This is a genomic window from Enterococcus massiliensis, assembly GCF_001050095.1.
Lineage (GTDB): Bacteria > Bacillota > Bacilli > Lactobacillales > Enterococcaceae > Enterococcus_C > Enterococcus_C songbeiensis.
The window spans coordinates 451103-473040 of record NZ_CVRN01000006.1 but is presented as its reverse complement, the minus strand read 5'-3'; the positions used below and the strand labels follow the sequence as shown (position 1 = coordinate 473040).

Genomic DNA, 21938 nt, shown 5'->3' with positions numbered 1-21938 from the left:
GGTGAATAGAATGGGAAAATCTTTCGATGTAATCGTTGTCGGTGCGGGACCAAGCGGAATGATGGCCGCTATTTCAGCAGCAGAAAACGGTGCTAAGGTGTTATTAATTGAAAAAAACAAAAAATTAGGCCGCAAACTGCTGTTGACTGGTGGTGGTCGCTGCAATGTAACGAATAATCGCGATGTGGCAGATTTGATTACGCATATTCCTGGAAACGGCAAATTTTTATATAGTACATTTTCACAGTGGAATAATTTAGACATCATGAATTTTTTCGAAAGCAACGGTGTTCACTTGAAAGAAGAAGACCACGGAAGGATGTTCCCTGTCACAGATCGTTCAAAAACCATCGTAGATGCCCTTGCAACAAAAATGCAGGAATTGGGTGTGACGATCGTAACGAATACGGCAGCTAAAAAGCTTCTTCATGACGGAAAACAAATTACCGGTTTGCGAACAGAATACGAAGATTTTCAAAGTTCCTGTGTCATTTTAACGACTGGGGGCAGAACCTATCCTTCCACTGGCGCTACCGGAGACGGGTATCAACTGGCAAAAAAAGTTGGGCATACTATCACGCCCTTATTTCCAACAGAGTCTCCTTTGATTTCAGAGGATTCATTTATCCAAGAAAAACGATTGCAGGGACTTTCCTTACAGGACATCGAGTGCTCCATTGTAGATGAACAGCAAAAACTAATCGTTACCCACAAAATGGATCTGTTGTTCACTCATTTTGGTCTTTCCGGTCCGGCGGCTTTACGTTGTTCCTTTTTCGTTAATCAATTATTAAAAAAACAGGATTCGGTCACTGCCGTCATAGATTGTTTGCCAGACGTGACAAAAGATGAATTGACTGCTGAAATGCAAAAGCTAACCACCGGCTCAAAAAAATCTTTAAAAAATGCACTGCAGAATTTTCTTCCCGAACGTTTGCTGCAATTTTTCTTAGAACAAACAGAATTGGAGCAAATAACGGCAGGAAAAGCGACATTGGAACAATTATCCCATCTAGCTGAACAAATCAAACACTTTTCTGTTCAAATCACAAAGACCTTTCCTCTTGAAAAATCTTTTGTGACTGGTGGTGGTGTTCAACTGACTGAAGTGAATCCCAAAACATTGGAAAGCAAACAGATTGAAGGGTTGTTTTTTGCAGGAGAATTATTGGATGTCAACGGTTATACCGGCGGTTTCAACATTACCGCTGCATTTTGCACAGGACACGTTGCCGGTGCCCACGCGGCAGAAATCGCTGCTTACAGCTATTAAATGCTATTAAAAAAAGACGCAGATTTCCGCGTCTTTTTTTATTAAAGAGATTCTGTGATATCTACGAAGATTCCTTTGACTAGACCGGCAAGAGCAGCCGGTGCTAATTCCATTTGAAGGCCTCGCTGGCCGGCGGAAACAATGATTGTTTCAAATTGATTTGCCGATTCATCAAAATAAGTGGGAAATAATTTTTTCATACCTACAGGAGAACACCCTCCCCGAATGTATCCGGTGGTTGTCTCTAACTCTTTCAGATGAAGCATTTCGACCTTTTTATTCCCACTGGCTTTTGCCAGTTTTTTTAAATCCAATGTGCGGTTTCCAGGAATTACAGCTACGAGGGTTCCGGTTTTATTTCCAACTGCTACCAAAGTTTTGAAGACTTGATTTTCATTTTGTCCCAGCTGTTGTGCTACTGTCTCAGCCCCTAAATGGTCTTCCGTCCATTCATAGATGTGCTCTTGGTAAGCAATCTTTTTTTGCTCGACAGCACGGATGGCATTGGTTTTAGGCAACTTTTTCTTAGCCATTTTGCTCACTTCCAGTTGTTTCGATAGTCATCCAATTTAAAATTTCCGCTAATTTTTCCACTGGTAATTGTCCGGGAGCAGATCCTTTTTCCAATGCACCAAAGGTAAGAACTGAATCCATTAAAGCTCCGCTGATACGAGATATTTTTCCTTGATCCCCCATTGAAATCAGCGCCAAAGGCAAGGAACCAAAGGCGTGGACTTTGACTGCCAGCCCCATCAATCGCAAAACATCTTGACTGGATTGCGGCATGACAGCGATTTTTCCGATATCGGCACCAAATTGATCCATCATTCCAATTTTCATGACAAGAATTCCATCTGCAGGCGTTTTTTCAAAATCATGACTGCTCATGATAAGGGCGGCATGATCTTTGATTTTTTGAACAAACTGGCGACCTAAAAATTCTGCCCGTGCCAATTCAATATCCATGATATCCACCAATCCACTTTCAGCGACGGTTTCATAAAGTTTCTGATAATTTTTTAAAGATAACTCATGATTGCCGCCTTCTGCAGAAGAACGAAAAGTAAACAAGAGCAGTTTTCCCTTTAATGCCGTTCGCAAATGAGACAAGGTCTCTAAAACCGCCTCGCTCGAATCTACTGCTTGAAATAAATCTACCCGCCATTCCACCACTTCTGCTGGAGACTGGCTTGCTTGTTCTGCTTGTTGAATCAGTGCCTCATTGCTGCTTTCAGTCAACGGAACACAAATCTTCGGCTTGCCATCGCCGAATAAGACATTTTTTATTTGTACTGCCATCCTGCTTCCTCCTACGGGTATTTTCCGTTAATTTACTTGATAAAAAAAGACCTTCAGATAATTGCCTTCTTGAAATTGTGGTGCGACAACAAAATCAGCTGGTAGCCGATAGGTATCGACTAATTGGTAGCTTACGTCCTTTTCAGCGAAAACTGTTTCAATCATGTGCTTGAATTTTTTTTCTGATAGATTGGCAGCATTCGTTGAAGCAATCAACAACCCGCCTTTTGTTAAAATCGGTAGACTATCCTCAATCAATTCCCCATAATTTTTAGCGACATTAAATACTTTTTTCTTATTGCGGGCAAAACTGGGTGGATCAAGAACGATCACGTCAAATTGCAGGTCTTTCTTACGGGCATATTTGAAATAACTGAAGACATCCATCACATGGATCGTCTGGGTTTGAGGATCAATACCATTCACGGCAAATTGTTCTTGTGTTTTTGCCAAGCTGCGTTTTGCCAAATCCACGCTGGTGGTATGGCTTGCTCCTCCCATCAGCGCTGCAACTGAAAAGGCGCCGGTATAGCTGAACATATTCAAAACTTTTTTCCCGCTTGCCAAGCCCCCCACGAAACGTCCGCGGACATCTTTTTGATCCAAAAAAATACCAGTCATCAGACCTTCATTCAAATAGGTGGCAAAAGTCACGAAATTTTCCTGTACCAGCAACGGTTCCGGTGCCTGACTGCCTGTCACAAATCGGCTTTCCGGCAAAGTTGCTGTCTCAAAACGAATTTTCTCGTAAATTCCCTGAATATCTGGATAAACGTGTTGAAAAGCAGTCATGAGCTCTGCTTGTTTTTCATAAAGTGTCTCATTGTACCAAGAAAAAACGGCAAAAGATTCATATCGCTCAATCGTAACGCCGCCTAATCCGTCTCCTTCGCCATTAAATATGCGGTAAGCAGTCGTGCCTTCCTGATTTTCAAAAAAAATCCTTTTTTCTCGAGCAATCCGAAACAGGCTGACGAAAAAATCATTGTCGATGGCTCGCTCTTCACGGCAAAGAACCCAGCCAATGCCTTTATTTTGTTTGCCTAAATAGCCTTTTGCTAAAAAATTTTCTTTATTATCAACAAAATCAACCCAGCCTGTTTCAGTCAATTCCTGCAATAGATCTTCTTTTTGAATCAACGGATTTCCTGCACGGATTTTTTTCTTTGCTTGTTCGGTTACTTTTATTTTCATTTTGCCTTCTCCTGCTCTGTCTTATCAAGGGTAAGTATAGCAAAATTAGGAATATTTGTCTTTGTCTAATGAAAGTAAAGAATTATTTAATTAATTCATATCTTAAGGTTTTCCTAGGGTTTTCGATTGACACCGCATTTTCCTATTAGTAAAATGTAAAGGAAATGTAATAAATAGAAAACATGAAAATGATTTACAATCAATTGATTTTCGGAAAAGGAAGGACACACATTGAAAAAAATCAAAACGCCTGAATTTTTAAATTCAAGAATGGGGTTCTTTTCACTCTTAGCCGGTTTGCTTTGGCTAAAAAATATTTTTGCCTACATGGTGGATTTCAATCTAGGAATTGAAAGTCCAATTCAATACTTTATTTTATTCATCAATCCAATTGCAACAACGATTTTTTTACTGTCCATCGCTCTTTATGTACGGCGTCCGCGGGCTTCTTACATCACGATGATGGTCATTTATTTCTTGGTGACTTTGTTACTATTTTCCAATGTAACCTACTACCGTGAATTCACAGACTTTATCACGATCAACACGATGCTGGGTGCCGGAAAAGTTGCCTCCGGTTTAGGAGAAAGTGCCTTGCGTTTGTTCCGACCTTATGATGTCATCTACTTTATTGATATCATCGTTCTTGCAGCACTTTTGTTCACGAAAAAAATCAAAATGGAAAAGCGTCCGGTTCGGGCTCGAATGGCTTTTGCTATTTCAACCTTAGCTGTAATGATTTTCTCAGGAAATTTATTTCTTGCTGAAGCAGATCGTCCAGAATTATTGACTCGGACTTTCTCACGGGATTATTTAGTGAAGTATTTGGGAATCAATGCCTTTACTGTTTACGATGGCTTTCAGACTTATCAAGCGTCGCAAGTTCGGGCACAAGCAAGTCCCAATGATATGAACGAGGTAGAAACCTATGTGAAAAATCATTATGCAGAACCAAACGATGACACCTTTGGTATTGCTAAAGGCAAAAATGTGATTTACGTTCATTTGGAAAGCACACAACAATTTCTGATCGATTACAAATTGAAAGACGAAAATGGCGTGGAGCATGAAGTCATGCCGTTTATCAATAGTTTGTATCACAACAACAGTACTTTCAGTTTTGATAATTTCTTCCATCAAGTCAAAGCCGGGAAAACCAGCGATGCTGAAACTCTTCTGGAAAATTCCTTGTTTGGATTAAATCAAGGGGCATTATTCACTCAGTTAGGTGGCAAAAATACCTTTGAAGCTGCTCCAGCAATTTTAGATCAAACGGCAGGTTATTCCAGTGCGGTTTTCCATGGAAATGCCGGAAACTTCTGGAATCGTAACGAAACTTACAAACGCTTAGGCTATCAAAATTTCTTTGACGCAGAGTATTACGATGTCAACGATGAAAATTCGTTCCAATACGGCTTGCATGACAAACCATTTTTCCAACAATCCGTTCAATATCTGGAACACTTGCAACAACCTTTTTATACGAAATTTGTAGCAGTATCCAACCACTATCCATACTCACAATTTACTAATGATGAAGCCGGATTTCCAATGGCAAACACTTCTGATGAAACCATCAATGGATACTTTGCCACTGCCAACTACCTTGACAAAGCTGTAGAAGAATTCTTCAACTATTTGAAGGCAAGCGGACTTTATGAAAACTCTGTGATCGTGTTATATGGTGACCATTACGGTATTTCTAATTCACGAAACAAAAATCTTGCAGAATTGGTTGGTAAAACCAAAGAATCTTGGACCGATTATGACAATGCGCAAATGCAACGGGTACCGTTCATGATTCATGTTCCGGGACAAGATGATGGCGGAATCAATCATACGTACGGTGGGCAAGTAGATGCTTTACCTACTCTGCTTCATCTACTAGGAATCGACACAAAAAATTATATCCAACTGGGACAAGATTTGTTCTCTGACGGACATGAACAACTGGTTTCCTTCCGAGACGGTGATTTTGTCACACCAAACTACACGTATTACAACAGTACCTTATACGACAACAAGACCGGCATGCCGATTCCATCTCCATCCGAATCCTTGAAAACGCAGGTAGAAAAATGGAAAGAGGAAGTTGCACAGCAATTAGCCACCTCGGATCAAATCAATAACGGGGATCTCTTACGTTTTTATTCCAACAGCGGCTTAGATCCAGTTGATCCGGAAAATTACGACTATAAAGATTCACTTTCCCGCTTAAAGGATATCGAAAGCGAGTTGGGGGATAAATCAACAAGTGTCTTTTCACAAAATGGGAATCAATCTACTGTAGATCTTTATAAAACGGAGACCTATCAACAGTATGAAAGTGAAAACAAATAGTTTTTAACTAAGAGCAAGACCTTTCACGGTTTTGCTCTTTTTCTGTCTATGATTTTCTTCATTTCTAACAAACTTATTCATATTTTTTTCAAAGTCTTTCTCTATACTGAATACTGAGGTGAAGAGAATGAACACGATTAGATTTGCACTTGCCAGTTTACAGTACCATAGACGTTCAATCACGCCTTACTGGCTAACCGCACTGTTTTTTTTCTTTGCTCTCAGTTTTTTTGTTTGTTTAAAAATGTCCTTTGATGTTTTTTGCCAGCAAATCACTACCCTGTTTTCACCGGAAGAACGTTCTCTTATCAACACGGAGCTTTTTGCCGCAGATTTAAAAAGCTACACAGAAAAAATCGATACTTTTTACCGTTTAGGTTTTTTCCTTGTCGGAGGACTGTTCATTCTCGTTACGCTGCTCTTTCTTTATTTTTATCTAAAAAAAAGACCGGATCTAACTGTGTTCAGAAAATCCGGTGTGGCGAATCATCGTTGGCTTGGGCAACTGTTGGCGGAGTTTTTGCTCCCTGCTTTCCTTTTATTTCTAGTAGTGATGGTCACGTTGCTGATATTTCAGCCACTCCTACAAACTACCATTGAAAACAGTCATCGGGCATTGATTCAGCATTATGGAATGGACCAGCTGCAAATCGAATTGATTAACGGCGATGATTTGACCCGCTGGTTAGTCAAGCTGCCGGCTAATGGCACCTCTTTATTCAACTCGATTCAATTACCGGCACGAACTTGGACACTCCTATTCGTCCAATCTGCTTTAAAAACTTTGGCCTTTTTTACTGCTTGCTATTTTGTCTTGATTCCCTTGATTATCAGTTTCTTTCTAAGGAGGAAAGCCCATGATGACCGACATACCTCATCCAATTAATGCTGCTTTTTCTATTGTTTTTCTGACAACACCCCTTCCTCTGCCAGAAAACAGCAAGGAACAACGAATCACACTAGAATGGCGGTTGATTCCCTACCTTTCCCTTCAAGAAAATATTCTGCTGGGAGTAGAAAAAAAGAACAGCAAAAATACGGAGTTGCTGCAACAACTTACTCAACAATTCAATCTGGAAAAAACCTTTCTAAAAACGCAAGAGCAACTGACTTCGTTTGAACGAGTCAAGCTACAATTTTTACATAGTCTCCTGCTTCAAAAACAAAAAATTTATTTTGATAATGTGTGTAGTGCCTTTTCCATTCGTGAAACACAGGAATTTTTGCATCTTTGTCAAAAAATCGCCAAAACACACAATCTAGCGATTTTGCTAACAACAACTGATCCTTCGCTGATCAAAACAAAGTTAGATACACACTAAAAAACGTTGATGACTTTTAGCGGTCATCAACGTTTTTGGCTTATTCTGTTTCTGAAATTTCAACATCTGGAAAGCTGATTCGAAAAGTCGTTCCTTTTCCTAATTCACTTTCAATCTCTATTTTTCCTTTATGGAGGCGGACTAGCTGCTGAACGATTGGTAGACCCAAACCAGATTCGCCAAATTTTTTATTTTTCCGAGAAGGATCAACTTTGTAATACCGTTCCCAAATATTTTTTTGCTGTTCTTCTGTCATACCGATTCCCGTGTCTTGAATCTCAATGATGGTTTCTAGGTACCCTTTTTCAATTCTAACGTGAATCTCTCCATCTTCGGTAAATTGAATCGCATTTTGAAGGATATTAACCATGATCTGGACAAAGCGATCATAGTCCGCATAGACGGTCACAGGAGCGGTCGTATCCAAAATTAATCGGTCATTGGCAGCTTCGGCTTTTCCTTCTAGTTGGATCAATAATGTGCGCAATGTTTCTGTTCCATCAAATTTCTTCACAACAATTGAGATTTGATTGGTACGAATTTTTTCATAGTCGAGATTTTCATTAATCAGACGGATCAGTCGTTCTGTTTCATTCTTCATTAAACGCACGGCATTTTCCCGTTGATTTTCAGGAATGGCATGATACTGCAGCCCTTCTAACAACCCATTGATGGTCGTCAACGGCGTGCGCATCTCGTGAGAAGCATCCGCCATAAATTGTTTACGGCGTTCTTCCTGTCGCTGGATTTCTTCATTGGATTCTTTCAACGAACGCGTCATTTTATTGAAATCATCCGCCAATTCATCAAACTCATCCTTGTTATGCACCGGTAATTGAATATCAAAGTTCCCATTGGCTACTTCTTGTGTCGCGGTTTTCATTCGATTGATTCGCCGAACTTGGAAGCTAGCATAAAAATAGCTGATAATCAGTGCAAAAATACTAGAGATAATGAAACCTTTGAACAAATTGACGGTCATCGCTTGAACACTGTCTTCAATATTTTTGGCAGGCTGAGTGACAACTAATGCTCCATAGAACTCTCCTCGCAAATTAAAAGGAACCATGGCATAAGAAGTCGCTTCATTTTCGCCAAAAACATTGGTGGGAGCAGTGACTTGCTGGCGCTCCCCATTTTTTAAAGCTTGCCATTGCTCCGCAGAAATCGTAAACTTCAGTCCTCTATTGGTTGATTGCGGATATAATACTTGCTCTTGCCGATCGACAAAAACGAAATTAACTCCCTGCTGATTCAAAATCTGCTCTGTTGCGTTCAAGGAACGCTGTAACTGAACTTTTTCATTGGCATTTGTAATTTCACTGAAAATTTCAGTTGTCTCTTCTACTGACTCTGCATAACCAAAAAGTTGTTTATAGTTGCTTTCCTCAATGGTTTGCTTTGTCATTTGAGTAAAAGAAATACCCACCGTCAGTAGAATAACCGCAATCACTGCCCAAAAAGCCATGAGCTGCTGATAAAGGTAACGCATTAGGCAACACCTGAATCGTCAAATTTATACCCCACGCCCCAAACGGTTTGAATCACTTGCGGACCGACCTTCTCAATTTTTTGCCGCAATTTTTTGATATGGGCATCCACGGTACGCTCATCACCAAAGTATTGATAATCCCAAACCAGCTCCAATAATTTTTCACGCGAAAAAACTTGTCGTGGTTTTTTTGCCAACGTATACAATAAATCAAATTCCTTCGGTGTTAGTCCTTCGATCGGTTGATCATCCAGATAGGCTTCTCTGGTTTTTGTATTCATTTTGAAGTGCTGAGTTTGAATATCAAAGGTCAAGTCGCTGTCATTTCCTGTTGGAGCAACAATCTTCTCCGCCAGCTCACTGCGGCGATGCAAAGCTTTCATTCGGGCAATCAAAGTCAGAGGACTAAAGGGTTTCGTCACATAATCGTCCGCGCCCATTTCCAAGCCAATAACTTGATCACTTTCTGAATCTCGAGCTGTCAGCATAATGATCGGGACAGTATCTGATACCTTGCGGATTTCCCGTGCAACCGCCATGCCATCCATTCCCGGAAGATTAAGATCCAGCGTAATCATATCCCATTTTTTTGGATCCGCTAAAAAAGCATCTAAGCCCTCTTTGCCATCATACTGAAAATTAGCTTCCCATCCTTCATTCAGAAAAAACATCTGCATCATTTCAGAAACAGATTCATTATCTTCAATCATCAAGATATTCATTTTCTTCACCTCTATTATTTTTGTCGAATTCTCTTAATTTATCCTCCGTCAAACCAAAAGCCAAAACGATTGGTATTGGAATCAGCAACATTTCAATAATAAAAAAATTCGTATAACCGGTCATTTTCAACAATAAACCGATTGCTGTCATCAATCCCCCAAAAAGTAAAAAATGGCGGCCGCTGATTTTCTGGGCAAATTGCCAGTTTGTTTGATTCATCCGGGCATAGTAGGAGCGATAGCCATATAGCAGACTATCATATTTTGCGGGAAAAATGCGAAAAAGCCCACCAATCACCAACAGGAAAATACCAATCACTAAAAAGATCATACCTTCGCTCCTTGTTCTTCTACTGAAATTTTTTTGTTTCACTTCTTCTCACCCGTTTTGAAAAAGACGAGAGAAGGACAGTTGTTTCTTTTCTTAGTATACTCGAAAACCAAGGCTATCACCAACAACTTCACGTTTTCTTCAAAATCCTTTCTTGTTTTTTCAACATTTGGTATGATAAATAAAACAACCTTCTCTTTTGCCAGATAATCATGGATAAAAAGAAAGAGGATTGGATGACTAAGGAGATGTATTATGGCTTATCGTGCCTTAACTTTTTTTGATTTAGATGGAACCTTATTGGATGCCCACTCCCAAGTGACACCAGAAGTTGCTGATGCAATGCAACAGCTAAAACAAAATGATATATTACCCATTATTGCAACCGGCAGAACCGAACCGGAAGTTCAACACATAATGGAGGCTGCAAAAATTGAATCTGATATCGTGATGAATGGTGCGTTTATTCGCGTGAATGGCACCGAAATCCATTCTGATCGACTTGATCCTGAATTATGCCGCAACGTTTATGAAGCTGTGCTGGAAAATGGTGACCAACTTTCCTACTACAATGAAAATAATATCTGGTGTACAGGCTATAACGATGAATTGATCAATGCCTATCAATTCATTCATAGTCAAATTCCGCCAATTGATCCTCTTGCTTTTGAAAAATATCCCGTGAATATGCTGCTGGTTCTTGGAAAAAATAATGAGGGCTTTTATGAAGAACGGTTTCCAGAATTAAATTTTTTCCGAAATACCCCTTATTCTCTTGATACCGTTAAGAAATCCGTTTCAAAAGGGAACGCTGTAACTATTTTGAAACAGGCGATGAATCTGGAAAATGTGCCAACATACGGCTTTGGAGATGGACCAAATGATTTGGCTCTTTTACAAGCATGTGATACGAAAATCGCAATGGCGAATGGTGCTCCGGTTTTAAAAGAGATTGCCGACTTCGTTACCAAGAAAAATACTGAAGGTGGCATTCTTCATGCCCTGTGTCATTTTGATCTCTTATAAATTGTAAGCAAACAGCTTTTAATCTCGCCAAAAGCATGGTATACTTGCTTCTGTAAGACTCCCTATTTTAGGGGGCTGTTACGGATTCGACAGGCATAGGTCGAGCCTGAATTGCGCTTCGTAGGTTACGGCTACGTTAAAACGTTACAGTTAAATATAACTGCTAAAAACAACAATAACTCTTACGCTTTAGCTGCCTAAAAACAGTTAGCGTAGATCCTCCCGGTATCGCCCATGTGCTCGGGTAAGGGTCCTATTCTAAGTGGGATACGCTAAAACTTTCCGTCTGTAAGTTTTAGAAGAGCTCATCAGACTAGCAACGTAAATCGCCTGTCGTTCGGCAGTTTATCAAGCGAAACTTCAATAGAACCGACTATGAGCGTAGACTTTTAGGTATCGATGTGTTTGGACGCGGGTTCGACTCCCGCCAGCTCCATTTGTACCTTCCAGTACTTTTCACTAAGAGTAGAAATCCTTTGATTTAAAAGGATTTCTACTCTTTTTGTTTTCAGTAGTTTTCAGGAAATAGATATATCTCAAGGTCAATATCAAGGTCAAAAACACATGGAATATTGAACTCTCAGAACGCAAAAAAGCCCTCCGCTAAAAATTAGCAGAGGGCTTTTTTTTTACAACTTATTTTTGTTCAATCGTCTTTGCATTTCCTTTATGCAATCTGATACGGGACTAATGACACCATCCGCAGTTGTTCCCAAGCGTTTTTGTAAAGCAATAACTGTCGCCTTTCCAAACAAACCATCAACTTCCACTTTGAGCCATTTTTGTAAAGCTACAATCACATTCGAACCAATCAGTGTCTTGTCAAACTGTGCCGCATAGATATTTTGATTGTATTTTTGCTTGTATTGATGGCTAATGATGCCGTCCGCTGTCGTCTTAAGATACTGTTGCAGGCGTTTAGCGGTCGCATTGCCAAATTGTCCGTCAACCTTCAACTGGGCTACTGTTGGTTTGACGGGAGCAGGTTTAGGCTTAGTTACTGGTTTACTGACAACAGTCCCACCAACCTTGCCACTCTCTACGTCCTTTTTAAACTGTGCTTTGCTGATTCCCCATTTTGCAAGATATGGGTATGGGTCAACGTGATCACTACCATTATTCGGCTGATGAGCTGTGCAGTAAGCGTGACTTAAAATACCAACATTACCACTATCCACTTTGATCGGTATTTTTGCGGCTTTTGCCAAATCACGCAACAGCTCGACGTAAATTTTGTAGTCTTTCAAAAATTCCGCTTTCGTTTTGTGGCTTTCAATCAGCTCTACTTGTGCATAGCCCCAAGCGTTCCATCCGCCACCAACATCATAAGCGCCACGATTAACGGGAGCGGTTTGAATCACTCGACCATTTCCGACCACATGACTAAAAAAGCCGCTGTTGATTGGTCTGCGCATGTGGTAGTCTGCTTCATTTTGGGCAGTCGAGGACGGATTTCCAGTGCTATGTGCGTGGACTTGTCCGTAAGGTAGCACACCAACTTGTGGCAAGCCTTGGCGGATTTGTTTCTCAACTTTGTAAGTCATATTTACACCCCTAAATTATTTTCTTGGTCGTCTTTGTCCACCACAGGATCTTTTCGCGGCTCTGTATACGTTAAAGCCTGCTGACTGTCTGATACACCGCTAGTTGTTGGATCATTAACAATCCCGATGATGACTAAAACTGCAAATACTGTATTTACCACAACAATCAGCTTATTCACCAAAATGCCAAAATCATATTCAAACCCAAATACCGACATAATTGCCTGTACTGCTAGAGCAACCGCTGGAATCACTGCCAGCCAAAACGTCTTGCTTTTAATACGTACTTCCCAATTAATATTTTTCATCGCATTTTCTCCTATTTCAAAATATAATTCATAACCACATAGCCAATCACTGTTGCCAGTAGGCCCATCAACCAGTTCTTATTAGCTTTCTGCGCTTCCTTCAGCTCCTTGATATCCTCCTTGTTGGTAACGGACATCGCATGAGCTTCATTTGCTTTTTTAGAAAGCTCGTCTAATCCTTTAGTGTTACTCTCAATCTTAGTAAGTCGTTGAAGTACCTCCCGCCACAATTTTTCCTCTCCACTTCCGTTTGCCATAACTCACCAACTTTCCAAAAAGAAAGAACCCGCATTATACGGATTCTTTCTCGCTTAAAATCAATCCTGCAATCGTCGCAAACCAACCCGCCCACGTTGCTAACTCCCCAACGTTTAACATATGCCACCTACTTTCCAAAATAAAAAGACAATCGATTTGTTTATCGACTGCCTTTACTAGCTATTCTTTTTGATCGCTTAATGCACTGTCAATCAAATCCCAGATAGATTTCTCTATTTTGTTAAAGTAATCTTCGAACGGTATGACTAACATTTCCTGCTTTTCACCCTCACTTGAAATGTTTATATACCGAATAGTTACGTTATCATTTTCTGTAATAACAATATCTCGTAACTCTCGACGATTGAATATAACACTTTTCTTTACTTGAGTTGAGATTTCTCCTGCTTGATTAATATCTTGACCCATGTTTTCCCTCCTTATACCGTTGCTCCAGAAGCATCAACCCAAATTTTTGATGCAGGATATCTGCACCAAATAGGCTTTCCTATCGTGGTATCAAAATATTGTTGGCCTGCATATAAATTCGACGTTGGTCTATTCGCAGTAGAACCAGCTGAAACGATTGGTATTGTAGCAAACTCATTATTTCCCACGTAAGTGCCAGTCTTTTCTGTAACAACATAGCCTAACGCATTTTTTCCTTTAGGATCATTCTCCAACAATAAATCACCAACATTATAGGCTAATTCATTCTGTGTAGAAGTGCCATCACCTAATGTTCTTGGTCCGGCTGAATCAAAATAGATTGCTTTATCAGGTGCTGCAATCCCCAAATCGCTAAGAGCGGTTCTTGTCCCAATAAACGGCATAAATTGGTTTCTTCTCATTGAAACACTTTGCCCATTTTGATCTATGCGTGAACTTGGAATAGGTGAAGTTGTCTTAGATTTAGAGTATTTCATATTAGCGTTTGAGAACCCTTGCCGTGTATACTTTACAATACCCAGTTTTACTGAATTCTCAGTTGAACTCCCTGTATTATCAATAAGATATCCAGTTTTTCCACTTGGCAATGTAGCCGTTTCTAAAATGTGTAACTGCTCAATGATTGTAGGACCGTTTACCCGAATCACATACGTGTCATCAATATCTAGACCAGTATCACCTTGCTGTCTATGCATCGATAAAGAAGTAATATTCACACCAAATAGATCTGTTTGAACAATATGCTTCGCCTTTGGTGATTCTGTACCAATATTAGCAACCATACCCCGACCGCCAATATTGAAAATTGTTCCGGTCCCTTTATCGCAACAAACTGTGTCTAGCGTACTATACGCGCAATGGATATTGTACGGGTCCTGACAAGATGGTGCATAGATAAATCCAAAGGTATTTGATGTCCCGCTGTTAACGTTCAAAGCGTTTTTCTTACATCTGATAACAAGATTTATAAAAGAACTTGAATAGCAAACGTCAAAGATTAATCCTCGACCAACGAGGTTTATCCCATTGATATGTTCGATATTCATTCGCTCGCATGCTTCGCCGGTAACCAACATCGATTCTGGATTGGTCGATTGATTCTCAATCCATAAATTACTCAGCTGAATTCCCGTCGATTCAGTTCCTGGGCTGAGTGCATTTTCTCGTTCTTGTGTATGCAAAATCAGAACGCTATCGATACCGTTTATATTGGGACTATCAGAAACTATTGTGCTATTACCTATTTTAATTAACCTTGATTCGTGCATGTGAGTTCCACGAATATTTATTCCTTGACCAAACCACCAATGATCATTATTCTCAACCCTCGTTTTCAAAATCAGAGGTTTCGAAAAGACAAATCGCCCTTTAGGAAGTACAACATTATGCAATCTATTTTCAAAAGCAAAATCCAACCAATCTTGTAACGCTTGATAATCGTCTGTGGTTCCATCTCCTTTTGCCCCAAACCAATAAGGATTAGCGCCACGTTCCAAAAATTCGTTGTGCGTCCTAAGAACAAATGATTTATCGTTTTCAAACGGACGGAACTCAGAGCTTAAGCCGATTTGTTGGTCGAGCCTAGTGGGCAAGTCGGGATAAGGGGCTTCAGCATCCGCAGGTTTTCTCGAACGAATCAATTCACTTAACACAACTCCACCTGGATCAACTGATTCGATTATTTCTTTATTTTGCTCTACAAATTCTTCCCAATCCGTTTTTCCACTAGCGATATATTCCTGATAAAGCCGCTTTAAATCTTCAATGGTCCATACATAGGTAGAGCCATCTTTTTTAACTTCTGTCACACCATCAGAAAAAACATTTCGTGTAACATTAAAGTAAAAATCTTTCGTAGAAAACTGCTCTATGAATTCATAATCATCTTTCATTTTTCGAAAGCTGAAATACCCGACTTGCTGACCTAATGTTTGCCAGTCCTCTTTTCGTATGGTGTATTCTAGCTGACCCGTTTTTGGATTGGTTAATTCACTAGCATTCAGCTTTTGCTCAATGATTCCTAGTCCGGCAGATTGACCAAGCTTTGCACAGAAGAACGGCTGCAAGCCTTCGTATGATCTCGGCACACCATTTTCCGTGATTTGAACGATTAGCGTTTGTGTTTGTTCATCTGCTTGTCGAATTTTGATCAAGCCGACATCGTTATTCGGTTCAGTCGTCGATAGCGTGATTGGATATTTAATTGCCAATTTTCATCACCTCATTTTAAAATTTCATTTTCGTGCGTGGATTAATAAAATCAGTCGTTGTTGGCCATGGACCATTCGTGAAAAATTGAAAATGTAAATGTTCCCCCGTTGACGGTCCAGTGGTTCCCATGTTTCCGATTTGCTGACCTTTCGTAACAGTTTGACCGACTGAAACTTTCAGGCTGCTTTGGTGAGCATATCCGGTATAAAGTCCACCAGCATGTTTGATTACCACATAATTCCCATACCATGCCTCGTACATACCCGCAATCACAACTTCCCCAGCATCAGCAGCATATATCGGCGTATTTGGATTGCCATTCACGAGATCAATACCGTTGTGCAGCTCTTGCTCACCAGTGATAGGTGACGTGCGCCAGCCAAATTCAGACGTTACTGTAATCGGTTTGGCGATTGGCATAAAGTAATCACCCGAACCACCTTCTGTCACTTTGACATATTGGCGAATCATAGCTGCATAGTGGAAATTACCACCATTGAGATACAAGTATGTGCGCCCATCCGCTTGTGATACAGCATTGACATACGAATAGGTAGCGCCTGTTGTATTTCCGAGTGATGGAGCGACTACATCACGTGAGTATTGCTCTGCAAGATCAGTTGTGTTTTTCCCACCCTTGCCTGCTAACCAACCAACGTATGCCGTACCGAAATTATAAGACTGCATAGCACCCCAGACATCTACACCTTTTGCAAATGATGATTTTAGAACATCCGCAAGGTGTTTACATCCCTGCTTAACAGAAGCCTCACCAGTCAAGTAGCCTGGTCCCGGATAACCAGCCGATTCCGACGATTGCATGATGTCGTCGGTGCCGTCCGTGCTGCCGTTTTCGACCATAATCAAGGCGTAAGCTAGACCGATGTATTCGCTAATACCGTACTCAGCTGTGTATTTTTTGAGCCATGCGACGATATTTGCGTTGCCGGTGATATTTGATGATATGTTGATTGGCGAATAAGTGCTGCCATCGCCACCAGTACCACCGCCAGATCCGCCACCGTTTGTATCAATTTTTACGCCAGCAACATAAAGCTCATCTACTGACAAGGTATTTCTGATTTGTGTCTTAGCCATAATATTCAAAATTGGTTTACCATCTTGACCTGACGGAACAATAAACACAACACGTTCATTGCTACCGTTGTCTCTCTGAACTATGAAATTAAGCGGATATGGTTCATTTTGAATGATATTCAATCCAGCCTCTGTACCATCCTCATTTGCAATGCGTAGGGCATTTGCTTGGACTGAACCAATCTTTTTATTTTTCACTTCATCAATGAAATCCATTACTCCATTATGTTGATAAATATCATAATTTTCATTCTTAGAATGGATATCAATTCCTTCTAAGACACCAGTTTTTATAAAGTTTGCGTTAAACACACTATCAATTGTCCATGCACTGTTAAAAGGTCCATTCCATCCAGATTTAGAAAAGGCAATTCCATTCTTGTTCAGACGAATGACATGCTGCGCCGTATTCACATCATCCGTATCCATAATCAAAATATTGGAAGGCTGCACTTTTGGCCAAAGCACCACATGACCGCCTGCCTGACCATTGCCCGTAATCATGGATGATACATAATCAGTAAAGCCGCTCATGTAAGTATTTGTAGCATACTCTTTCAATTTTTCTTGAAAACTATTGGCTTGTTGCTGATAAAAAGCAACTTGCGTATCACCGGCTTCTAAGGACTCTGTTTTTTCAGCTAAAGAATCATAAACAACACTGCTGACTTTTGACTCTAAATAAATATCGTATTTACGATGGTAGACTTGAAAAGTATCAAAAAGTCCATAGTTCCTAATTTTTGCGAACTCTTTTGCCTCTTCGCTGTCGGTTAGTTTATCAAACTCAATTGTGATTGATATTTTAGGCTTGTCGCATCCGGGATTGAAAAGCTTGAAATAATTTTTTGCAACATTATTCAAGCTTTTCAAATCCTTTGCCCCCTGGTCTTCTGTAAATTGAATGTGTTCAGTATAAACGTCAGGATAGTTATTGATAAATTCACTGTCAACTGAAGTACCATAAATACGATTCGTCGTTCCATCTGCCGACTGCGCATCCACATAAGGAATAATTCGAGTTTTCATCCCTGACCAATCTAATTTCATTTTCAGCCCTGCTAAATCTTTACCATACCGAATAGTTCCAACATGATCGCGACCACGGCGTTTTAGAAGAGATAGCTTAAATGGTTCACGCTTAATCTCGCCACCCCAATATTGAAGCAAAGAGCCCTGTTCGCCAGCGACACAATTCAAAACATTCCGAGCTTCGAAGGTGGTACTAGAAACTGTGGTAATATCAGAATACAATTCGATATCAGATTTTTTATCTATGCCATTTTCAATCAAGCGCATCGCTTCTTGAGCCGTTTTTGAATCGACACCTACAGTAGTAACAACACGTCTCCCAAGTCGATAGGTTCGTGATTTGGCATAAATTGTCACAGAATCCATAAAGGTATCTACTGCCTTATCGTCAATATAGAAAATATGATATTCTTCTTGATCGTTCGATTTAATTTTAATTTGGTAATCATTCTCAAAATATTCATCAAATCTAGTACCTAATGGATAATCTAACTCCAATTCATATTTACCATTTGAAACTTCCGATACTTTACAACGAGCACAATCAACGAGTACGCCCAATCCGTTACTGGAGAAATCTGTTTCATCGGGTTTGTAAATTCGAGGCTTCATACTTTTCTCCACCACCTAGGCGTTATTTCGAAACTTTTAATATTAGTTGACCAGCGAAAATCGTTTTGACCTGGTAATAATTCAGGAAAATCTAAGAACAGCGTTACCTGGTCTTGATGCTCTAATACCCCATCAAGAGATCGATAGGATTCTTCCAATTTAGAATCGATAACCAATTCTCGATCGAGTCCTTTCAGTTTGAATTCTTTATCGTTGATATAAAAAGAAGCATCCCCAGATCCCGATAATTTTATTAGGGGCTTCGAAGGATACTTCTCAGTGTTTATTAAAGAAAATGAACCGCTGCGATTGACTGCTATTTTACCAGTACGCCTTTCTTTGAACGGTCTCAAACTCACTGTGAATTCAAAGGGGACAATCGTTCCTGTTTTTCGCGTCCCTTTGAATTCTGGAGCTTCTGTAACAATCACTTGATAGATATACTGCAGATCATAATACGCGATAAAATCACTATATGATCCCATATCAAGCCAAGCCGTTATTCTGTCCTCGTATTCTTGCACGTCGTCAATTGTTGGCGCTTTGTAATAGCACTCAATTTTCCGTGTAGTATTTTTGTAATACGCCTTATCAATAACTATAGAATCATTGCCTTCACGTTCTCTCAGTTCAACTACGCGAGGGGCAGAAGTTGAAATGGGACGACTTCGCATAAAAACATTAAACTCCTCAGAATGTTGTCCGTTGATCACAAATTGTCCTCGCTTAAATTGCATTACATCGCTCCTCCCACTGCATCAGCATCACCCTGCATCTGTTTTGTTAATTCAACTTTCAATTTTTTAGCCATTTGACGAATAACAGAATCTGGCATTTCACCATAAACAGTTAAATGGACATGAACCTCAGAATTACCGGTGCCAATCGGTGCCGTTTTGTTCTTTAAATTGTCGGCTTTTTCATTAATTTCTGTCGTGCGTTTTAGATTTATTGATGGCAACTCAGGACTATCAAAAGGAAGGTTCTGCATTGATTTTTCAAGCTTAGGGCTTGTTTGTTCAATCCCATCTACAATTCCAAGAACAACATTCTTACCAATCAGATCACGCATAATTCTTGATGGGGAATTGATGTCAAGTAAGCCTTTTAAACCATTGGTAATCGTTCCAGCAATATCGGTGATTTTCCCCTTTAAATCGTTCCATTTTTCCTGAATACCGTTTAACAAACCATCAATGATATTTTTCCCAATTTCAAACAAATTGATATCTTTCAATTTATCAAAAGTATCTCTGACTTTTTGTATCGCATCAGAAACGCCCTTTTTCAAATTGCCCCAAGCGTTCTGAGCACCACTTACAATATTATCTACTGTATTTTTAAAAGTTTGCTTGATACTGTTCCAAACATTTGCTGTAGTCGTTTTAATGTTATTCCACGCATTTGAAAAACCATTTTTAATTGCCGTCCATGTGTTTGAAGCGACTGTCTTGATATTATTCCACGTATTCGAGAAAAAGATTTTGATACTGTTCCAGATATTCGAAGCAGTATTTTTGATACCATTCCAGGTATTCGTAAAAAACATTTTAAGATTACTCCAAATATTTTCTGCTGTACCTTTAATCCCGTTCCAAATTGCAAGGAAGTTATCTTTAATCATCGTTAAATAATTAAAGAAGATATCTTTAATAGCACCCCAGATTGTAGAAGCAGCTTCGGTTATGTTGTTCCATACCGCGATCATGTTGTTTTTCGCCTCTTCCCAACCGCCAGAGATTAAGGACGTAACAAACAATATTGGTGCCAAAATGACATTCTTAATTATTTCCCATGCTGCCCCCGCAATTTCTTGGATAGATGTCCAAGTTTCGCTAAAAAATGTTTTTAGGTTGGTAAAAACTTCTTTTATTGCTTCAATAAATGGGGAATACGTTTCTGTGATTCGATTAAATACCGCACTTACTTTTTCTGTAACGGTATCCCAAACGCTTTTTACTTTTTCGACTGCACCAGTTACGCCTTCAACGATACCATCCCAAGCGCCTGCGGAAGTTTCTTTGACACCTGACCAAAGATTTAAAAACCATTCTTTAATGCCATTCCATGCGTTTCTAACACCTTCTACTGCATTTGAAGCGGTTTCCTTGATGGATTCCCAAAGATCGCCAAACCATTCCTTTGCCCCGCTCCAAGCATCTTGAATTGCCTTCCACGCATTAACAAATGTCTTTTTAATTGACTCCCAAATACCAATCACGGCATCTCGAAAATCTTCATTTGTAGCCCATAAATAAGCAATTACACCAATCAACGCTCCAATTGCTGCAACGATGATCGTCACTGGACCACCTGCTGCCGCAACAGCAAATTTTAGCACTCCAAAAGCGGTTTTTAATCCTTTTACTACAGTGATGGCTTTTTTGACACTTGTAACAATCACAGTAATTGTTTTCAACGCTTTCAATGCGAGAAGTGCCCCCGCAATTCCAGAAATGGCTGGTGCAAATTCTTTTACTGTTTTAATTACTGATTCGACTTTTCCAATGATCGCGTCCATATCCATTTTGCCAACTGCATCAACAAGCTTATTAATACCATCAATAGCTTTCTGGGTTACTTTGTCATAAGCAGGCTGTAATTTACCTACCAATGTTTCTTTAAGCCCGTCCATAGCTTGATCGACTGTTTTGTATTCAGTCGCCATTTTGGTAAAAGTGTCATTCGTGCCAGTTTCAGTGATTGCATCAAAAAAGTCTTGTGTTTTGATGGTGCCATCTTGCACGTTTTTTACCATATCAGCCGTGGACATGCCCATAGTCTTCGCTACTGCGGCAACACCAGCCGGAGTTTGTTCAAGCATCAACTTAAAATCTTGCCATTGAACCATTGGCTTAGCTGCCATTTGAGTCGCTTGTTGGCTGAGTGTGGTCATAGCTTGTGCTGGATCAGAAGCCGCAGCGGCTAGTCCACCAAACCCCTTCACTAATTGATTTGAGCTCTTTATACCAACGGCTTCTAATTGGCTATAAGTGGTGGCCATGTCGGATGCTGAGTAAATTGTCTGTGTGGCAAAGTCTTGCAGTTCTTTCTTAACTGAAGCAATTTCCCCACTGCCTTTACCGAGATTTTCCATATTGCCATTGAAAGTTTTCCACGTAGCAGATCCCGCTGACAGCTCCCTGCCTAAATCGGCAATTCCACCAGTAACTGCACTGACCACTTTCATGGCACCACTTGCCGCAAAGTTACCGACAAAAGATGTCCATATACTGCCCATTTTGCTGCTACCTTTGCTGCTTGAGTTGGTAATATTACCATCAAAATCGCCAAGTTTTCGTGTTGCTTTATTCAAACCCGCTGAAAATCCGGACTCGTCGAGGATCATTTTTAACAGATATGCATCTTCGTTCAAAAATACCCCCTCCTCTTAAAACATCGTATAATCATCGTAGTATTTCAAAT

At 40.0% G+C, this 21938-nt stretch carries 19 protein-coding genes and 1 other RNA gene; 6 read left to right on the top strand and 14 right to left on the bottom strand.

Annotation, left to right across the window (positions count from 1 at the left end; translation table 11 throughout):
* Positions 1-10: 10 nt before the first annotated feature.
* On the top strand, positions 11-1273 hold the full coding sequence (locus tag BN1875_RS07105; RefSeq protein ID WP_048604149.1) for a BaiN/RdsA family NAD(P)/FAD-dependent oxidoreductase: 1263 nt from the start codon (positions 11-13) through the stop codon (positions 1271-1273).
* A 41-nt stretch (positions 1274-1314) separates the two neighbouring features.
* Here the strand turns inward: BN1875_RS07105 and ybaK are convergent, their stop codons facing one another.
* The 3 genes from ybaK to BN1875_RS07090 are packed head-to-tail and all read right to left on the bottom strand — an operon-like array spanning position 1315 to position 3766.
* Complete coding sequence (gene ybaK / locus BN1875_RS07100) at positions 1315-1806, bottom strand: Cys-tRNA(Pro) deacylase (RefSeq protein WP_048604148.1); 492 nt, start codon at positions 1804-1806, stop codon at positions 1315-1317.
* Positions 1799-2572 (bottom strand): type I 3-dehydroquinate dehydratase, encoded by a 774-nt coding sequence (gene aroD / locus BN1875_RS07095; protein WP_048604147.1) that lies wholly within the window; start codon positions 2570-2572, stop codon positions 1799-1801. The genes ybaK and aroD overlap by 8 nt, the downstream gene beginning before the upstream one ends.
* Positions 2573-2599: 27 nt before the next feature.
* Positions 2600-3766: a class I SAM-dependent rRNA methyltransferase gene (locus BN1875_RS07090; protein ID WP_048604146.1), complete on the bottom strand. Its 1167-nt coding sequence runs from the start codon at positions 3764-3766 to the stop codon at positions 2600-2602.
* A gap of 231 nt (positions 3767-3997) precedes the next feature.
* Here BN1875_RS07090 and BN1875_RS07085 point away from each other — a divergent pair, with 231 nt between their 5' ends.
* The 3 genes from BN1875_RS07085 to BN1875_RS07075 all read left to right on the top strand — a co-directional run bounded on the left by BN1875_RS07085 (position 3998) and on the right by BN1875_RS07075 (position 7428).
* On the top strand, positions 3998-6106 hold the full coding sequence (locus tag BN1875_RS07085; RefSeq protein WP_048604145.1) for an LTA synthase family protein: 2109 nt from the start codon (positions 3998-4000) through the stop codon (positions 6104-6106).
* A gap of 127 nt (positions 6107-6233) precedes the next feature.
* Entirely contained in the window at positions 6234-6992 is a 759-nt protein-coding gene (locus BN1875_RS07080; protein ID WP_048604144.1) for a hypothetical protein, read from the top strand.
* On the top strand, positions 6964-7428 hold the full coding sequence (locus tag BN1875_RS07075) for a hypothetical protein (RefSeq protein WP_048604143.1): 465 nt from the start codon (positions 6964-6966) through the stop codon (positions 7426-7428). Before BN1875_RS07080 ends, BN1875_RS07075 begins: the two co-directional genes overlap by 29 nt.
* A gap of 40 nt (positions 7429-7468) precedes the next feature.
* Here BN1875_RS07075 and BN1875_RS07070 read toward each other — a convergent pair whose 3' ends face one another.
* From BN1875_RS07070 to BN1875_RS07060, 3 genes are read right to left on the bottom strand one after another with little or no spacing between them, the layout of a single operon-like run.
* Complete coding sequence (locus tag BN1875_RS07070) at positions 7469-8920, bottom strand: sensor histidine kinase (protein WP_048604142.1); 1452 nt, start codon at positions 8918-8920, stop codon at positions 7469-7471.
* Positions 8920-9642, bottom strand: a complete 723-nt coding sequence (locus BN1875_RS07065; RefSeq protein ID WP_048604141.1) for a response regulator transcription factor — start codon at positions 9640-9642, stop codon at positions 8920-8922. Before BN1875_RS07065 ends, BN1875_RS07070 begins: the two co-directional genes overlap by 1 nt.
* Positions 9623-9973 (bottom strand): SdpI family protein, encoded by a 351-nt coding sequence (locus BN1875_RS07060; RefSeq protein WP_048604140.1) that lies wholly within the window; start codon positions 9971-9973, stop codon positions 9623-9625. The genes BN1875_RS07065 and BN1875_RS07060 overlap by 20 nt, the downstream gene beginning before the upstream one ends.
* Positions 9974-10225: 252 nt before the next feature.
* Between BN1875_RS07060 and BN1875_RS07055 the strand changes: the two genes are divergently transcribed.
* Positions 10226-10999: a Cof-type HAD-IIB family hydrolase gene (locus BN1875_RS07055; protein ID WP_187115922.1), complete on the top strand. Its 774-nt coding sequence runs from the start codon at positions 10226-10228 to the stop codon at positions 10997-10999.
* 71 nt (positions 11000-11070) lie between these two features.
* Positions 11071-11438, top strand: a transfer-messenger RNA (tmRNA) gene (gene ssrA / locus BN1875_RS13380).
* Between the two features lie 190 nt (positions 11439-11628).
* Here ssrA and BN1875_RS13830 read toward each other — a convergent pair.
* From BN1875_RS13830 to BN1875_RS07015, 8 genes are all read right to left on the bottom strand, one after another.
* Positions 11629-12543 carry a peptidoglycan recognition protein family protein gene (locus BN1875_RS13830; protein ID WP_231586075.1) on the bottom strand — a complete coding sequence of 305 codons (915 nt, stop codon included), beginning with the start codon at positions 12541-12543 and terminating at the stop codon, positions 11629-11631.
* 2 nt (positions 12544-12545) lie between these two features.
* A complete protein-coding gene (locus tag BN1875_RS07045; protein WP_048604138.1) occupies positions 12546-12851 on the bottom strand; it encodes a phage holin in 306 nt (101 codons plus the stop codon).
* Between the two features lie 11 nt (positions 12852-12862).
* On the bottom strand, positions 12863-13108 hold the full coding sequence (locus BN1875_RS07040) for a hypothetical protein (RefSeq protein ID WP_048604137.1): 246 nt from the start codon (positions 13106-13108) through the stop codon (positions 12863-12865).
* Positions 13109-13289: 181 nt separating this feature from the next.
* Positions 13290-13538 (bottom strand): hypothetical protein, encoded by a 249-nt coding sequence (locus tag BN1875_RS07035; protein ID WP_048604136.1) that lies wholly within the window; start codon positions 13536-13538, stop codon positions 13290-13292.
* Between the two features lie 11 nt (positions 13539-13549).
* A complete protein-coding gene (locus tag BN1875_RS07030) occupies positions 13550-15769 on the bottom strand; it encodes a BppU family phage baseplate upper protein (protein ID WP_048604135.1) in 2220 nt (739 codons plus the stop codon).
* Between the two features lie 16 nt (positions 15770-15785).
* Complete coding sequence (locus BN1875_RS07025; protein ID WP_048604134.1) at positions 15786-18512, bottom strand: phage tail spike protein; 2727 nt, start codon at positions 18510-18512, stop codon at positions 15786-15788.
* Entirely contained in the window at positions 18509-19249 is a 741-nt protein-coding gene (locus BN1875_RS07020) for a tail protein (RefSeq protein WP_048604133.1), read from the bottom strand. The genes BN1875_RS07025 and BN1875_RS07020 overlap by 4 nt, the downstream gene beginning before the upstream one ends.
* Positions 19249-21888 (bottom strand): phage tail protein, encoded by a 2640-nt coding sequence (locus BN1875_RS07015; RefSeq protein WP_048604132.1) that lies wholly within the window; start codon positions 21886-21888, stop codon positions 19249-19251. Before BN1875_RS07015 ends, BN1875_RS07020 begins: the two co-directional genes overlap by 1 nt.
* Positions 21889-21938: the final 50 nt, after the last annotated feature.

Coding starts and splice junctions, on each gene's coding strand:
- BN1875_RS07105 (WP_048604149.1), top strand. CDS start 11: ATGGGAAAATCTTTCGATGTAATCGTTGTCGGTGCGGGACCAAGCGGA.
- ybaK (WP_048604148.1), bottom strand. CDS start 1,806: ATGGCTAAGAAAAAGTTGCCTAAAACCAATGCCATCCGTGCTGTCGAG.
- aroD (WP_048604147.1), bottom strand. CDS start 2,572: ATGGCAGTACAAATAAAAAATGTCTTATTCGGCGATGGCAAGCCGAAG.
- BN1875_RS07090 (WP_048604146.1), bottom strand. CDS start 3,766: ATGAAAATAAAAGTAACCGAACAAGCAAAGAAAAAAATCCGTGCAGGA.
- BN1875_RS07080 (WP_048604144.1), top strand. CDS start 6,234: ATGAACACGATTAGATTTGCACTTGCCAGTTTACAGTACCATAGACGT.
- BN1875_RS07075 (WP_048604143.1), top strand. CDS start 6,964: ATGATGACCGACATACCTCATCCAATTAATGCTGCTTTTTCTATTGTT.
- BN1875_RS07070 (WP_048604142.1), bottom strand. CDS start 8,920: ATGCGTTACCTTTATCAGCAGCTCATGGCTTTTTGGGCAGTGATTGCG.
- BN1875_RS07065 (WP_048604141.1), bottom strand. CDS start 9,642: ATGAATATCTTGATGATTGAAGATAATGAATCTGTTTCTGAAATGATG.
- BN1875_RS07060 (WP_048604140.1), bottom strand. CDS start 9,973: ATGATCTTTTTAGTGATTGGTATTTTCCTGTTGGTGATTGGTGGGCTT.
- BN1875_RS13830 (WP_231586075.1), bottom strand. CDS start 12,543: ATGACTTACAAAGTTGAGAAACAAATCCGCCAAGGCTTGCCACAAGTT.
- BN1875_RS07045 (WP_048604138.1), bottom strand. CDS start 12,851: ATGAAAAATATTAATTGGGAAGTACGTATTAAAAGCAAGACGTTTTGG.
- BN1875_RS07040 (WP_048604137.1), bottom strand. CDS start 13,108: ATGGCAAACGGAAGTGGAGAGGAAAAATTGTGGCGGGAGGTACTTCAA.
- BN1875_RS07035 (WP_048604136.1), bottom strand. CDS start 13,538: ATGGGTCAAGATATTAATCAAGCAGGAGAAATCTCAACTCAAGTAAAG.
- BN1875_RS07025 (WP_048604134.1), bottom strand. CDS start 18,512: ATGAAGCCTCGAATTTACAAACCCGATGAAACAGATTTCTCCAGTAAC.
- BN1875_RS07020 (WP_048604133.1), bottom strand. CDS start 19,249: ATGCAATTTAAGCGAGGACAATTTGTGATCAACGGACAACATTCTGAG.